Here is a 16,180-nt window from a genome sequence, read left to right on the forward strand (position 1 = left end):
AGGTGATTGAAATTCCTAAAGATGTTAGTCCTGAAGAAATTGAAGAGTTGAAAAGAAGCATTTCTGAGAAAATTGAAATTATTAAAGAAAATGCTAATGATGAGGAAACTCTTAAAAAGATGGATAGATTTTCCACCATTTTAGAGGAAAAAGATTCTAAATTTAAAGACGATGCTAGAAAAGCAAAAAAATATAAAAAGCTTGACAAACGTTTAAGCTTTTTCCAACGCTTTAAATTAGGATTGGAAGAGGATATTGACATTGATCCGGGGCGATTAATGGCATTAACTGACGGTATTTTTTCAATTGTAATGACCCTTTTGATTTTTGGTATTTCTCTTCCTAAACTTCAGCTTGCCAGTTACCCTGATTTCATTTCCTTTATTATTAAATTAGCGCCGACTATTTCTGTAACTATTGTCAGTTTTATTCTGCTTGCTTCCTTTTGGGTCTATCACCATCAATTCCTAAGAGTAAAAAGCTTAAATGTACCGTATTTATGGTTAAACATATTATTTTTAATTTGTATTTCGTTTATTCCATTTACAACTTCTTTAATTGGAAATTATTCGCATTTCTTCTTATCAGAAGCATTATTTGGTCTGAATATATTTTTAACAACAGTGGTATTTTTAATAATTTATCACTATGCGGAATCAAGAAGATTCCTTGCAGATATGCCTTCTAAAAATGAAAAAGGCCATGTTTTACATACATTCTTAATTATAATAGGCTTGACAGTCATTGTAAATCTCTTAGACTTTAATGTATCAAGTAAATTCATTTATTTGTTCTTACTGGTTCCTGTGATATCTACAATTAGGGATATTAAATTTAGAATCAAGAATAGAAACATTTAATATATATTTTTTACAAATATTCTTTTTTATAGTATAAAAGGGGAATTTAAATGGATAGTTTATTATCTATTAGGGATATTAAAGAGGATGTTAAAGACATTCTAGATTTAGCCAGTAAAATCAAAGCAGGTGAGATGGAAGAAAAACCTCTAGAAGGCAAAACATTAGCAATGATTTTTCAAAAATCATCTACCCGTACTAGGTTGTCTTTTGATGTTGGAATGTATCAGTTAGGTGGAAGAGCAATCTTTTTGTCATCCAATGATTTGCAAATGGGTAGAGGAGAACCAATCTCTGACACTGCAAAGGTTTTAAGTCGTTTTGTTGACGGAATAATGATTAGAGCCATTAAACATTCCGATGTTGAAGAGTTGGCTAAACATTCCGATGTACCTGTTATCAATGGATTAACCGATCTTGAACACCCTTGCCAAGCACTTGCCGACATGTTAACTATCAAAGAACACTTAGGCGATTGGGAAGGTAGGAAAATCTGTTTTGTCGGTGATGGAAATAACGTATCAAATTCCCTTTTGTTAATCGCTCCCCTTTTAGGAATGGATATGTCAATGGCTTGCCCTAAAGGTTATGAACCTAAAGAAAGCATTTTAAAAACCGCTCAGGAATATGCCAGTGAAAACAACACTGAAATAACAATAACCGATGACATTGGTTTGGCATTGCAAAATGTTGATGTGGTCTTCACTGATGTTTGGGTGAGTATGGGTGATGAGGCAGAAACAGAACAAAGAAAAATAGATTTTGCCCCATTCCAAGTTAACTCTGATTTAATGAGTTTAGCTAATGAAGGAGCCCTTTTCATGCATTGTCTACCTGCAGTTAGAGGCCAGGAAGTAACTGCTGATGTAATTGACGGACCTCAATCTGTAATTTATGATGAAGCAGAAAACAGAATGCATGCCCAAAAAGCTGTTTTGTATCATTATTTAAAATGAACCGAGTATTGCAAATATTATAAAAATTCCAACAAGACATAGACAACAGCTTAACCAATCGGAGTTATTGTTAGATGATGTAGTTGTGGTCTGTGTATTCTGAGTTGATTCCTTTTTGTAAGTTGGAGCTTCGATTACTTCTGTTTTTTTAACTTCTTCTACTAGTCTTTCACCACAGTTTCTGCAAAAAACTGCATTTTCCGGATTTTCTTCCCCACATTTTCTACAAAACATTTAGAATCCCTCTGATTATTATCTTTAAAAATATTATTAAACCAATACCGCCTATAAAACCTGTAATGAATCTTAAATTATTCGTACTTTCCCTTGGGCCGAAATATTGTGTCACGCCATCAATCGCCACGGGTATCATCAGAATCATTGAAATGAACAGCATATTCAAATCATAAGGATGCTTGTAAAAGATGTTAAAAATCAAATAGACTATTAAACCGGTGTAAAATCCAGTGCATCTGGCGCAGACCGGGAATTGATGGCCTTTGATAAAGAAACTTCTTTCAGGAATTCTGTGGCATATGTACTTTGTCGGCTCCATACTATCAACACAATTTACTAACATTAATATTATTTCAATAATTATATATATTTTTGTATACAAAAAGTTTAGCATAATAAATAAAAAGGTTTTTAAAATGAGAGGCGGAGAAGCGATAATTGAATCCCTCAAAAAAATGGGGGTCAAAACAATATTTGGTTATCCTGGTGGACAAACCATACCATTTTATGACATGTTATATGATGCAGACATTGATCATATACTAGTAAGGCACGAACAATGCGCAGCTCATGCAGCTGACGGTTATGCGAGAGCATCTGGTCGTGTGGGTGTGTGTTTGGCTACTTCTGGTCCTGGAGCTACCAATCTCGTAACCGGTATTGGAACAGCTTACATGGATTCTTCTCCAATTATAGCTATTACCGGGCAAGTTCCAACTCATTTAATAGGAAATGATGCTTTCCAAGAAGCAGACATTATTGGAATTACAATGCCTATCGTTAAACATAGTTTTCAACCTAAAGATCCTAATTTAATACCTTCCATGATTAAAACCAGTTTTGAAATTGCTAGTTGTGGAAGACCGGGACCTGTTTTGATTGATGTTCCAAAGGAAGTTCAAGAAGGAGAATTAACAGAGTTTAAAGATGATTTAATCAAAACACCAGGTTATAATCCAACCATTAAAGGCAATATCAGACAAATTAAAAAAGCTCGTGATTTAATTAAGGAAGCTAAAAAACCAATGATTTTAGCTGGAGCGGGTGTTATTATATCTAATGCATGTTGCGAATTGAAAAAACTGGCGGAAACTATTAACGCTCCTGTAATGACTTCACTTTTAGGTAAAGGGGCTTTCGATGAAACTGATGACTTGGCATTAGGTATGCTTGGTATGCATGGAAGAAAAGTTTCAAATGATTACATTAATGAATCTGATTTATTAATAGCTATTGGTGTAAGATTCTCTGATAGGACTACTGGAAGATTAGATAGTTTTGTTCCTGATACAAAAGTTATTCATATTGATATTGACCCTGCAGAAATTGGAAAAAATGTCGATGTTGATTTGCCAATTGTAGGGGATGCTAGAAATATTTTAACATCTTTAAATAAGGTTTTAGATGGTTATACTGCATCAGATGATGTTAATAATTGGACTGACATGATCAAACAAAGAAAACAGGAGTTACGTCCTCGTGTCACTTATGATGATGTACCTTTAAAACCGCAAAGCGTTATTAAGGAAATTTCAGAGGTTTTAACACCTGAATCTATATTGACAACAGACGTAGGTCAAAATCAAATGTGGGCGGCACATTTCTTTGACACTCAAAAGCCACGCAAATTTATATCATCCGGTGGACTTGGAACTATGGGATTCGGATTCCCATCAGCTATCGGGGCAAAAGTGGCTTTTCCTGAAGATCCGGTTGTATCATTAAATGGTGATGGCGGATTCCTAATGGTTTGTCAGGAATTGGCCACCGTTCGTGAGTATGATTTGCCTGTTATCGCAATTGTTTTGGAAAACAGAACCTTAGGAATGGTATATCAATGGCAAAGTTTATTGTATAATAACAGACACTCTCAAACATTATTAGGCAATAGTCCTGACTTTGTAAAACTTGCAGAAAGTTTCGGTGTTAACGCAGTTAGAATTACAAAACCTGGAGAAACTAAAGAAGCCTTATCTAGTGCAATTAAAGATAATGAACCAATTTTATTAAATGTTGTAATCGACTCTGAAGAAGCTCTACCTATGCTTCCTCCTGGAGCGGGAATTAATGAAATGATTGGTGAATATAAACTTGAAAAGGATGTGATTTAAATGGATTTTAAATATCACGTTATTTCTACATTGGTTGAAGATAGGCCGGGTGTATTACAAAAGGTCGCAGGATTGTTTAACAGAAGAGGATTTAACATTGACAGTATAACTGTTGGAAATTCTGAAGTTGAAGGCCTATCTCGTATGGTAATAACTGTTCATGCAGATGAAAAAGGCTTAGAACAAGTTACAAAACAATTAAACAAATTAGTTGATGTTATCAAGATTAAAGATATTACTAAAATTGCTGTTAAAAGGGAATTATGTCTTATTAAGGTAAGCGTTCCCAATGAAAAAGCAAGAGCTGAAATAATGCAGTATTCTAATATTTTCAGAGCAAAAATTTTAGATGTTACGGAAAAAACATTGATGATTGAGTTAACTGGAGATAAACAGAAAATCAATGCATTCATATCTTTATTAGAAAACTATGGAATAATAAGAATAGCACGTACTGGCCTTACAGCCATGTCAAGGGGAGTATGAAAAATGACAATATTAGAAAATGTTTTAGAGGACAATAAGAAATTTGTAGAGAATTTTGAAGGCGAAGAAATGTCTCACCATGCAGCTAAAAAGTTAGCTATTTTAACTTGTATGGACTGTAGATTGATTGACTTTTTCGAACCTGCACTCGGCCTTAAAAGAGGAGATGCAAAAATCGTCAGAAATGCAGGAAACTCCATTGTAGGCGAAGATGCAATCAGATCAATAGGTGCAGCTTTATACAACCTCGGCGCTGAAGAAGTATTGGTTGTAGGTCACACTGAATGTGGTATGGCCGGTGCAGATGCTGACGCTTTAAAGGAAAAAATGCTTGCTCGCGGTATCAAAGAGGAAGACATTGCTAAATATGACCTTGCTGAATGGATTGGTGGATTCGAAGACGAAGAACAAAACGTTAAGGATGTTGTTGAAAAAATCAAAAACCACCCGTTAATTCCTGAGGTGCCTGTTCACGGTCTTATAATTGATATTGTAACTGGCGAGTTGAAAGTTTTAGTTGATGGTTATTAACCATCATATTTTTTAATTTTTTTTTAAGTTACTTTTATAAACGTTAAAAATCATATTTATTATGTGATATTTTATTCAATATCTTAATTATTATTAAATTATTTAAAGAGATGATTTTAAATGAAAATGTATTACGACGATGATGTAAATACAGACGCTCTTGAAGGAAAAACCATAGCAGTAATCGGTTATGGTTCACAAGGAAGAGCACAATCTAGAAATATGGCTGATAGTGGAGCTAATGTTATTGTAGGTTTAAGAGAAAATGGTAGTTCTTGGAACTTAGCAAAAGAAGATGGAATGACTGTAAAAACTATTGAAGATGCTTCTGCTGAAGCTGATATTATTCACATCTTGCTTCCTGATGAAATCCAGGAAAAAGTCTACAACGAACAAATCGCTCCTTTTGTTGAAGATGGCAACACTATCTCCTTCTCTCATGGTTATAACATCCACTTTGGATTAATTAAACCTGATGAAACCGTAAACATTGTAATGTTTGCACCAAAAGGACCTGGATCCATGGTAAGAAGAACTTACGAAGAAGGATTCGGTATTCCAGGTTTAGTAGCAGTTGAACAAGACGCTACCGGCGATGCAATGCAACTGGCATTAGGTATGGCTAAAGCATGTGGTTTAACCAAAGCGGGTGTTTTAGAAACTACTTTCCAAGAAGAAACTGAAACCGATTTATTCGGTGAACAAACAGTTTTATGTGGAGGTATCACCGAATTGATTAATGCAGGATTCACCACTTTAGTTGAAGCAGGTTACCAACCTGAAATCGCTTACTTTGAAACTTGCCACGAAGTAAAATTAATCGTAGATTTAATCTATGAAAAAGGTTTTGCCGGAATGTGGACTGATGTAAGTAACACTGCTGAATACGGCGGATTAACCAGAGGTAATAGAATCATTACTCAAGAAGCTAAAGATGGCATGAAAGCTGTTTTAAAAGAAATCCAAGATGGTACTTTCAAAAAACAATGGGCAGATGAAAACGCAACTGACGGCGCTAACTTAAAAGAAATGAGAGCTGCCGAAAGTAAAAAAGACATTGAAATTGTTGGTGCAAGATTAAGAAAAGCTTGTGGATTACAAAAAGACGATTAAGTCTTTTTATTTTCTTTTTTTATTTTAATTTTTAATATTTTTAGTGAGGTAATCATGGTATTTATCGGAATGGACCATGGAACAACTGGAATTTCTTTTTGTTTAATGTCCCAAAATGGGGAAATAATTGATATTTTTAAAATCGATAGGGAAGATTCTAAAAGCGGTAAAGTGTCAGCTTTAGAAGAATTATCTAAAAGAGTTGATTTAAGTTCTGTTAAATTAATGGCTATCACCTATGCAATGGGCGATGGATTTAACAAGATTTTACCAATTGAAAAAGTTGAGGATAGGGGGATTTTATCTATTAACGGCGCCGGTAAAGTTACTGGCGGGGGGACTTCTGTATTTTCTGAGTTAGAAAATTCAGATATTCCAACTATTATGATACCTGGTCTTCACAAGAATTCTACTTCATTAAGCAAGTTATTTAATGCTGCTTATTCTCACCAAGCAAGTCCTGAAAAAGTTAGTATTTCATATAATGCATTTAAGGAAACCGGTTGGAAAAATTATATTGTTGCAGACATTTCTTCAAATAGTGTAGATATTTTAATTGAAGATTCTAAAATTAAAGGCGCTATGGATGCCTGTATTGGTGCTATGGGTATTGTACATGGGCCGATTGATTTGGAAATGATACGTGATATTGATGAAGGTAGGCGTACAGCTAACGAATGCTTCTCACATGCGGGAGCCATTAAAATAGCGGGCGTCGATGGTAAAGTGGCTAATATGAAAGATCAACTGTTGGAAAACTATATGAACGGTGATGAAAAAGCAAAATTAGCTATTGATACCTTAATAATGACTGTAGCAATGGAAATTGCAGGATTAGATATCGTTTGTGAAAATGATATTGATGGCATTGTTTTAACAGGGTCCGTTGGAAGTGCAACAGAACCGTTCAACTTTGAAGATGAAATTAATAAATATTTCAAAAATAAATATGAATTAAAAGTAATTTCTAAAGAATCTGGTGCAATAGGCGCTGCTCAAATTGCCCAAGCAGTATATAACGGTGAAGATAATATTTTAGGTATTGAGGTTGATTTTAATTAGTGTGGTGTTTGAGTAAGTGTTAGCTATTCTTTTAAACTAACATATACTATATTTCCACCTTTCAAGGTTTCAATACCGTTCTCATTTTCTAAAACTATATTTAAGTAATTATCAATAGCGATTATTTTTCCTTCAGCTTGATTATTGTCTCTTAATTCTACAGTCACAAATTTGTTTTTAAATTGTCTGAATAATTTATTTACTTGGTCTTTATCTGTCATGTTTTTCAATCCTTCTATCGTATATTATAGTTTAACTTTTAAATTTATATACTTTAATGTTTTAATATTATACCATGGCAATTAATCAATTAGAAAGTAATTTGGCAGCAATTACTAGAACATTGGCTCAACTTGAAAAAGACGGCTGTACTGACGAAAAAATTTTAAATGAACTTCGTGAAGAAAGGGATAAAATCCTTAAGGATTTAAATATCTAAAAAATCTTTCAAATCTTTTATAGAACCAGTTTGGTCTATTTTTAATGGGGTTATTGAAGTTTTATGAGATTCACGCAATACATAACCATCACTTCCAGGAGCATGTGAGTCATATGGCTCACCGTCAATCCAGTAATATGGCTTTCCACGGGGATCTAAGCGTTTTTCAATAATTGGAAGGTACATCCTGTCACTTAAATGGGAAATTTCAAACTCCTCATCTGAAGGATTGGCAGGAATATTAACATTCAACAAATCAATTCCTTCAGGCAAACCTTTTTTTAAAACAATTTTTGTTAATTTATTGAGCATTTTCTTGGCAAATTCAAAATCAACCTGTATTTCGCCATTTTCAAATTTTATATCGTCACGTGTCACTTCTTGTGAAATTGCTATTGTTGGAATTCCAAAGCTGGCAGCTTCGATTGCCGCTCCCAGTGTTCCGGATGTTGTAAGTTCTGCTTTACCGATGTTGAAACCGGTGTTTATTCCTGAAATCATTATGTCAGGTTTTTCGTCCATGATTTCAAATAATGCGAGGGTAACTGCATCGGTCGGTGTTCCGCTGACACCATAGCCTTTACTCCCATCTCTTAAAGTATATTCATTCATTCTTAATGATTCGAATAAGGTTAGGGCATGACCGATTCCGCTTTGTTGAGTTTCAGGAGCTACTACATAGGTATCACATAAATCTTCAATTGCATTTTTACAAGCAAGGATTCCTGAAGCGGTTATTCCATCGTCATTACTAATTAATGCTTTCATATACATTATTGGGTAGTTTATTTTTTAAATAATTTTAGGTTTGGCATGAATTCTGATTGCATAGAAAACTATAAAAATATAATTATAAAAAAGTTTAATAACAATTTATTCCATAAAATATAATATTATTGTAAAAAACACACAAGGGTGGAAACTTGGAAAAACCACAATTAATTAATTTTATAGCGAAAGTAATGGAGGACTCTGGTTTTAAGGTTTATAAGAATTTTAAAACCTCGCAAAAAGTCATCGACATATATGCTATTCTGCCCACTACAATTGGGGATTTTGGGGTAGTTGTAGCATGTAAGAATTACGATAAAGAATTCAGAATTGGTGTAGATGTATTAAAGGAAATGGAAGAAGTGCAAGATAGTCTTAAAGCTTCCAAAGTAACTATTGTAACTTCAGCATATTTCTCCGAGCAGGCAAAAAACTATGCGCTTAGGAAAAATATTAAATTAGTTGATCGTGACAATTTACTTGAAATGGCTAAAAAATATCAAGACAGGACTAATCAAACAACTCTTGACAATACTCCATATGATGGTGGCGCATCAGTTTATATTGAGGACGAATACCCTGAATATACTTATGACGCTTCTGACATGGAATATATCATGCAAAGAAGAGATGCACAGCCTCAATTTTACAAAAATACATTATACAGACAAGTTGATGAAGACAAACCTAGGGGAATTTCTTCACTGTTAAATAGGAGACCTTCACGTAAATCTGGTAGTTTAAGTCCTTATACTCAAACTAACTTATATAACTATAATTCAAGGCCAAGCAGATTTGGCCCGGATTCATTATTCTTCAAAATAGTCCAAAATCCTATTGGATTAATTTTACTTGTTGTAATTGTATCATATTTGATTTCAGTTATTGCAGGGTTACTCGGAATGGATGCGGGCATGGTTGGTTTAATTGAAATGTTCATTGCATTGGCTCTCTCTTATGGATTGTCATTCTATACAGACAGAAATGCGGATTTCATTGTAAAAGGAACATTCGTGTTCTTCATTTCATTGATTATTTTGATTATCTTAATTTTTGTATAAGGTAATTAGAATATAAACTAAACCTATTAGGTATAAAAACCAAATCATAATGTCTGTTGGTCCAGTTTCTATCCAAATAATTGTGTGTGTTAAGATGATGGAGTAAATCCCCACTCCAATTCCTTTTTTTAATTTATAGACTAATTCTAAAAATGTTCCCATAAACAGCATTTGGACAGTCAATCCAAGATATCCAAAATCAAGCATCACGGGTCCGAATAATGTTGATGTTAAACAGACTGTATAGTGCAGGACATATTCTCCAATGAAAGTTCTTGGACTTCCGGATGAGAAAATCATGCTAAGAATGTGTCCGTTTGTAGTTCCGGCTAATGGGATGATTTTTTCAAATACTTCTAAGGTAAATGCCGCACGGTAAAATATCAATTCCAATGGATTCAATGTCCAATGTTGTCCTGCGATTGATTGGGAAGCGATATATCCAACGGCCATCAGTCCGATTACTATCAGAGCTATGAACAGTATTCCAAATTTTCTTGAAATCTTGTCCAGATAATATAGTGTGATGAATGAACTGCCCAGGATTCCCAGAACTGAAGTTCTGTAGCCGTTCAGGCCGAATATTAATGCCCCTATCATGATTAAAATCAAATATTCGCGTCTGTAGTATTTTGCAAGAAGCAAATTGATCATGATTAAAAATAGTGGGTAAGCTATTCTCCAAATGTTTGTAGTGGCGTTTGCTTTTAATGTGCTGTTGAAGAGAGGAATTCCTCCCAAAAGAACCAGATTTAGTGCTTGCAGGATTAAGGCGATTATTGCAAATGCCAATAGCAATTTTTCACTTAAAAATGTTATTTCATTTCCTTCAATCTTTATTTTGTATTTGACAAGCAGTACGCCGATGGCGAATATGATGCAGGCAAAAACAACTGTTAAAATAACTTCCAGCTTTAAGGGATCTTCAAATCTGTAATTGAATGATCCGATATAGCCCATTGCGAGAAATGCAAGTATTCCAACAACCAAAATCAACGGATTGAAAAAATCGATTTTACTTTTCATGTTAATCTCCAAGTTCTCTTGCAGAAATTGCTAGATTTCCTCCAAAATTAGGCATTGCCGCTACATGAGTGTGGACATAGCTTGCAAGGGTATTCTTTTCCATAAACCCGTCTTGAAGCTCATAAGAACCTTTGCCTCTTGTAATTTTAAAGGCCAATGGATGTTGCAGTTTGTCCACAATGACTTTTGAATAGTGGAATTCATGACCATGGAAAATTTCTCCTTTTTTGGAGATGATGTTGTCCTGTTGCACTTCAGCTATTGTGTATTTCAAAGCTTGGACGCGGTCTGTCAAAATGGCCTTATATGGGTAGATGTCAACCACCTTATCGTCATGTATTGAGTTCATAAGATACATCAAACCTCCACATTCGGCAAAAATTGGTCTTGATTCGTTGTGGAATTGTTTAATGTCTTTAAGCATTTGTGTGTTAGCAGATAATTCCTTTGAGAATAATTCGGGATATCCTCCTCCTATGTATAGGCCGTCAATGTCGGGAAGGTTTTCATCATTCAATGGTGAGAAATATTCAATCTTTGCATTGTTGGCTTCCAAAGCTTCAATGTTTTCCTTATAATAGAAATTGAATACTTCATCATATGCCACACCGATTTTAACAGGTTCTTTATTCAATTTGTTCCAGATAGGCACAATTTCAGAATCTATTTTAGGTGCGGTCTTGGCTATTTCTACCAATCTGTCCAAATCTATTGATTCTTTAATTGTTTTTGACCAGATGTCGATGAACTTGATTGAAGTTTCCCTTTCACGTGCGGGAACAAGGCCCAAGTGCCTTTGCTCGATTGAAATGTTATCATCCCTTACAATGCCTCCAATGACTTCGGTATTGGTAATCTCTTCAATCGACCTTTTTGTTTTCTCGTAGTGCGCTTTGTTTTTAACCTTATTGAGGATAACTCCTGCTATGTTGACTTCAGGATCCAATGATTTGAAGCCCAATACGAGAGCCGCCGCACTTTTGACAAGACTTCGTGAGTTTATGATTAATATCACTGGGGCTTGAAGTGATTTTGCAACACTGGCGGTACTTCCAATATCATTTATAGAGTCGATTCCTTCATATAATCCGCGAACGCCTTCGATAACCGCAATGTCTTTTCCTTTCATTCCTTTGAGATATGAATCTCTGACCTGACCTTCTTTCATAAAAAACGAATCTAAGTTTCTTGAAGTGTTTCCGGTCGCTAATGTGTGGTAGGATGGGTCAATGTAATCCGGTCCAACCTTAAATGGCTGAACATTGTATTTTTCACTTAGAGCTTTCATTATTCCGGTTGCGATTGTGGTTTTTCCAACTGCACTTCCGGTTCCTGCTAAAATTATTCTCATGTATGATAAATTTGTATTTTAGTATTATATATAATATTATTAAAATCGAATTCTATCATGATTTTTTTACAAATTTTGTTATATGTCTAATTTTAATTTTAATGGAATTGTATTTTTTTTATTATTTGAAGCAATATGTTAAAAATGTGATTAAAATGTAATGGATATTTTACTTATATAACTTTAAATATCATTTAAAACTAATATATTATCATATTTTAACTTAATCAATTTTAATTTAAAATATGTCAATAAAATATGAGGTCACGTAAAATGAAGAAATCGAAAATTTCAATATTGTTACTGGTAATGGTAATGATATTAGCAATTTCTGCTGTTTCTGCAGCAGATATAGACGATACTTCAGACACAGCTATACAGGCTGTAGATGAAGCGCCTGTTGATGAGGTTGCTTCTGAAGATGTCGACGCAGTTGCGGCGACGGATGATACAGATGTATTGGCTGCTGATGGAGATGGAAATTTCACCGAACTTCAAAGCTCAATCGACTCAAGCGGAACAGTCATAATGTCAAGGGACTACGTTCGCGCTGATGGTGAAAATACTCTATCAATCTCAAAAGATGTTACTATTTTAGGTAATAATCACAAGATTGATGGAAGCAATTTAGGTGGAATTTTTAATGTTAACTCAGGTTACACCTTAACATTAATGGGTGTAACATTGATAAATGGTAATGCTGAAAACGGTGGAGCTATTTACAATAATGGAGGAACATTAACCATTGTTAATTCTAACTTCTTAAACAACACTGCTACAAAAAGCGGTGGAGCAATATACAATAATGGTGGTTCTATAACTGTAACTGGTTCTACTTTTGACGGAAATGACTTAACCGACCGTACTGTAAACGGTTATGGTGGTGCTGCAATTTATTCTGAAAATGGTGATGTGCTCATATCCACTTCTACAGTATCTAATAATTTAAAAGATATCGTACACCGTGGTGGAACAGGCGCATACACTGGTGACTTAAGTAGTGCAGCCGTAACAAATAAAAATGGTGCTTTAACCGTAACAGATTCCACATTTGAAAATAACAGCGGATCATACGGTGGTGCAATATTAAGTCAAGGAACAACTTCCAATTTACTTGTTTCCGGTTCTGCTTTTAATAATAACTTCGCATTCAATGGTGGTGCTATTTACTGCCCTAATGGAAATTATTATATATCAGAATCCAATTTCACTGGAAATAAAGTAAGAGGAACAGGAAGTTCAAATACTAATTATGCAAATGGTGGAGCAATCGCTGCTACAGAGTCTACTAGTGATTGCATAATAGCTGATTGTGTTTTCAAAGACAATAGTGCTACTATGGGTGGTGCAATTTCAACTACCAATACCCAAGTAACTGGTTGTACTTTTATTAACAATACAGCTAAAGCAGCTTATTCCGAAACATTTAATGGAAAAATCAATAACCGTGGAGGAATGGGCGGTGCAACATACAGTGATTCTGTAATGACCATAACAGGTTGTACTTTCGAAAATAATACATCACGTTCTGATGCAGTATATATTAGGGAAGGTACTATAACTGATTCATCTTTCACTAATACAATCATTGCTCCTAATAGGGGACCTTTAACCATTTCTAATAACACTTACGACAATTCAGGTGACGATATTAAAGGTGGTAATAGTCCTTCAATTTATTTCGATGGTGTTGGAGAGATTCCAAAAATAACTGGTGCTAAAGTTTACTATGACGCTACTAGTTTCAGCGATATACAAGCTATGATTGATAGTGGAACTACAGCAACCGTCTACTTAACTGGTGATGTTACTAAACTAGATTCAGAATATGAAACCTTTGCAAACGGTATTCACGTAAACAGGTCATTTTCAATAAATGCTGATGGCCATACTATTACAGCTAATGATGGTAAAGTATTCACTGTAGATGAAAGCGGTAGTTTAAGTTTATCTAATGCTAATGTTGTTGGGGATGGCACTGCTGCAATAATCAACAATAATGTAGTAACAGTAGGTTTAACTACTAATTTCTCAAATGTTGGGGATTATGCTATTGAAAATAACGGTAGGGTTTCCCAATCTAGTCTCACTACTTTTACTCAATTATCTAATCTTATTGCTCTAGTTAATGGTGGAGAAATCTATATAGGCTCATCCAAAATCACTAAAGCGGATGATGAAAAAGCAACATTTGCCGACGGTATCGTTGTTGATAAAAATTTAACTATTATTGGCTATGCTAACAGCAAACGTGTAATTAGCACATATTTAGATGCAGATAACTCAGGCAGAATCTTTGCTGTAAATGATGGCGCTACATTAACCTTAAATAATATTATTTTAAAGAACGGTAATGCTGAAAAAGGTGGTGCTGTTTATGTAGAAGCTGCTAACGGTTTCATTGCTAAAACCGTAGACTTCATCAATAACACTGCAGTTTATCGTGGTGGAGCAATCTACTCTGAAGGTAGTGTAAATGTTGATAACAGCGTATTTGACAGTAATGACATTACATTCAGGACTAGAAATGATGATAATGGTGGTGCAGCAATCTACAACTTAAATGGTGATTTAACTATTTCAAACACCAATATTACCAATAACCTTAAGGATATTGTTATCCGTAATGGTAATGCTGGTGATTTATTAGTTGGTGTTGTTGTAACTTCTGGTGATACTTTAATTACTGATTCTTACTTTGCAAACAACACTGGATCTTGGGGTGGAGCAATATCCTCTCTCGGATACATGAACACCGAACCTTACACTTTAACTGTTAAAAATACTAAATTTGAAGGAAACAACGCTACCTTTGGTGGTGCAATCTTTGTAGAATCCTCAAACTTAGTAGTCGATAATTCCACTTTCGAAAACAACAAAGGCGTAGGTGTAGGAAGTTCTGGAACTTCCAATACTCAAGGTGGAGCAATAGTCGTATTCCCTCAAGGCGCTTCTGCTGAAATTACCGATTCAACATTTATTGCTAACTCTGCTAATGTTGGTGGTGCTGTAAGTCTTGCAGGTGTTGATGGAGATTCATTAATCGACAATTGTACATTCACAGATAACGTAGCTTCCAGCGAAGGAGGAGCAGTTTACCTTTGGACCCAAGATGATGCAAATATAGCCGTAGAAAATTCCAAATTTGAAGGCAACACAGCACCATGGGGTAATGCAATTTCCAATGACGGAATATTAAGTTTGTCAAACAACACAGTTGTTGGAAATGGTGCAGATATTGCTAACTACTACGGAAAAATCGTATCCAATATCTTCATTGAAATCATGGAAAACGGTACTTATTCATACCATATGGAAGATATCACTCTCAACGCTACTATTACTGATGATAACGGTAATTTAATTAAAGATATCAACTTTGATTTCACTATTGGCGATATTGACGAAGTTCATGCTAGTTTTGAAGATGGTATTTATACTGCAGTATATACTCCTACAGTTCCTGGAACCTATGTAGTAAATATTTCATACCCAGGAAGCAACTTAATAGTCAACACATCCACTATTATTATTTACAAAACTTTAACCGATTTAGCAAAATTAATTGAAGATGCTGATGAAGGAAGCACCATTGTTTTAAATGGTGATTACGCTTATGTTCCTGAATTTGATTCAGCTCTTGTTAATGGCATTGTAATTGATAAAAATATCATAATTAATGGTAATGGTTCTGCTATCAGCGGATTTAATGCTGCTAGATTATTCAATGTCACTGCGGGCAACACTTTAACTTTAATTAATATGACAGTTCGTGATGCTAAAGCTGATAAAGGTGCTGGTGTTTATGTGAATAACGGTGCTAGTTTAGTTGCTGATGGTGTTAACTTTATTAATAACACTGCTGTTTATCGTGGTGGTGCAATTTACTCTGAAGGTAGTGTAAATGTTGATAACAGCGTATTTGACAGTAATGACATTACTTTCCGTACATCAAACGATGATAATGGTGGTGCAGCAATCTACAACTTAAATGGTGATTTAACTATTTCAAACACCAATATTACCAATAACCTTAAGGATATTGTTATCCGTGACGGTAATGCTGGTGATTTATTAGTTGGTGTTGTTGTAACTTCTGGTGATACTTTAATTACTGATTCTTACTTTGCAAACAACACTGGATCTTGGGGTGGAGCAATATCCTCTCTCGGATAC

The 16,180-nt window shown here is 34.7% G+C and carries 16 protein-coding genes; 10 read left to right on the top strand and 6 right to left on the bottom strand.

The window, feature by feature from the left end; translation table 11 throughout:
* Positions 1-2: 2 nt before the first annotated feature.
* Positions 3-860, top strand: a complete 858-nt coding sequence (locus IKS50_RS05090; protein ID WP_292846401.1) for a TMEM175 family protein — start codon at positions 3-5, stop codon at positions 858-860.
* Between the two features lie 50 nt (positions 861-910).
* Positions 911-1,816: an ornithine carbamoyltransferase gene (gene argF, locus IKS50_RS05095; RefSeq protein WP_292846404.1), complete on the top strand. Its 906-nt coding sequence runs from the start codon at positions 911-913 to the stop codon at positions 1,814-1,816.
* Here the strand turns inward: argF and IKS50_RS05100 are convergent.
* Together IKS50_RS05100 and IKS50_RS05105 are read right to left on the bottom strand one after the other, a co-directional pair.
* A complete protein-coding gene (locus IKS50_RS05100; RefSeq protein WP_292846407.1) occupies positions 1,808-2,050 on the bottom strand; it encodes a zinc ribbon domain-containing protein in 243 nt (80 codons plus the stop codon). The genes argF and IKS50_RS05100 overlap by 9 nt on opposite strands.
* Positions 2,040-2,396, bottom strand: a complete 357-nt coding sequence (locus IKS50_RS05105) for a DUF2085 domain-containing protein (RefSeq protein WP_292846410.1) — start codon at positions 2,394-2,396, stop codon at positions 2,040-2,042. Before IKS50_RS05105 ends, IKS50_RS05100 begins: the two co-directional genes overlap by 11 nt.
* A gap of 73 nt (positions 2,397-2,469) precedes the next feature.
* On the opposite strand from IKS50_RS05105, the gene IKS50_RS05110 reads away from it, so the two are divergent.
* The 5 genes from IKS50_RS05110 to IKS50_RS05130 all read left to right on the top strand — a co-directional run bounded on the left by IKS50_RS05110 (position 2,470) and on the right by IKS50_RS05130 (position 7,356).
* Positions 2,470-4,164 carry an acetolactate synthase large subunit gene (locus tag IKS50_RS05110; protein ID WP_292846413.1) on the top strand — a complete coding sequence of 565 codons (1,695 nt, stop codon included), beginning with the start codon at positions 2,470-2,472 and terminating at the stop codon, positions 4,162-4,164.
* Positions 4,165-4,650, top strand: a complete 486-nt coding sequence (gene ilvN, locus IKS50_RS05115; protein WP_292846416.1) for an acetolactate synthase small subunit — start codon at positions 4,165-4,167, stop codon at positions 4,648-4,650.
* Positions 4,651-4,653: 3 nt separating this feature from the next.
* Complete coding sequence (locus IKS50_RS05120; protein ID WP_292846418.1) at positions 4,654-5,181, top strand: carbonic anhydrase; 528 nt, start codon at positions 4,654-4,656, stop codon at positions 5,179-5,181.
* 120 nt (positions 5,182-5,301) lie between these two features.
* A complete protein-coding gene (gene ilvC, locus IKS50_RS05125) occupies positions 5,302-6,294 on the top strand; it encodes a ketol-acid reductoisomerase (RefSeq protein ID WP_292846421.1) in 993 nt (330 codons plus the stop codon).
* Positions 6,295-6,348: 54 nt separating this feature from the next.
* Entirely contained in the window at positions 6,349-7,356 is a 1,008-nt protein-coding gene (locus tag IKS50_RS05130; RefSeq protein WP_292846424.1) for a methanogenesis marker 12 protein, read from the top strand.
* 23 nt (positions 7,357-7,379) lie between these two features.
* Here the strand turns inward: IKS50_RS05130 and IKS50_RS05135 are convergent, their stop codons facing one another.
* Entirely contained in the window at positions 7,380-7,577 is a 198-nt protein-coding gene (locus tag IKS50_RS05135; protein ID WP_292846427.1) for an LSM domain-containing protein, read from the bottom strand.
* A 74-nt stretch (positions 7,578-7,651) separates the two neighbouring features.
* Between IKS50_RS05135 and IKS50_RS05140 the strand changes: the two genes are divergently transcribed.
* On the top strand, positions 7,652-7,795 hold the full coding sequence (locus IKS50_RS05140) for a hypothetical protein (protein WP_292846430.1): 144 nt from the start codon (positions 7,652-7,654) through the stop codon (positions 7,793-7,795).
* Here IKS50_RS05140 and surE read toward each other — a convergent pair.
* Entirely contained in the window at positions 7,784-8,563 is a 780-nt protein-coding gene (gene surE / locus IKS50_RS05145; RefSeq protein ID WP_292846433.1) for a 5'/3'-nucleotidase SurE, read from the bottom strand. The two genes, IKS50_RS05140 and surE, sit on opposite strands and share 12 nt — an antisense overlap.
* Positions 8,564-8,718: 155 nt before the next feature.
* Between surE and IKS50_RS05150 the strand changes: the two genes are divergently transcribed.
* On the top strand, positions 8,719-9,627 hold the full coding sequence (locus IKS50_RS05150) for a restriction endonuclease (RefSeq protein ID WP_292846436.1): 909 nt from the start codon (positions 8,719-8,721) through the stop codon (positions 9,625-9,627).
* Here the strand turns inward: IKS50_RS05150 and IKS50_RS05155 are convergent.
* Both IKS50_RS05155 and cfbB read right to left on the bottom strand, forming a co-directional pair.
* Positions 9,613-10,653: an oligosaccharide repeat unit polymerase family protein gene (locus IKS50_RS05155; RefSeq protein WP_292846439.1), complete on the bottom strand. Its 1,041-nt coding sequence runs from the start codon at positions 10,651-10,653 to the stop codon at positions 9,613-9,615. The genes IKS50_RS05150 and IKS50_RS05155 overlap by 15 nt on opposite strands.
* A gap of 1 nt (position 10,654) precedes the next feature.
* Complete coding sequence (gene cfbB, locus IKS50_RS05160) at positions 10,655-12,004, bottom strand: Ni-sirohydrochlorin a,c-diamide synthase (protein ID WP_292846442.1); 1,350 nt, start codon at positions 12,002-12,004, stop codon at positions 10,655-10,657.
* A 273-nt stretch (positions 12,005-12,277) separates the two neighbouring features.
* Between cfbB and IKS50_RS05165 the strand changes: the two genes are divergently transcribed.
* The coding region (locus IKS50_RS05165) for a beta strand repeat-containing protein (RefSeq protein ID WP_394357524.1) at positions 12,278-16,180 on the top strand (3,903 nt) is incomplete at its 3' end.

The sequence above is a fragment of the Methanobrevibacter sp. genome, from assembly GCF_017539065.1.
GTDB lineage: Archaea > Methanobacteriota > Methanobacteria > Methanobacteriales > Methanobacteriaceae > Methanocatella.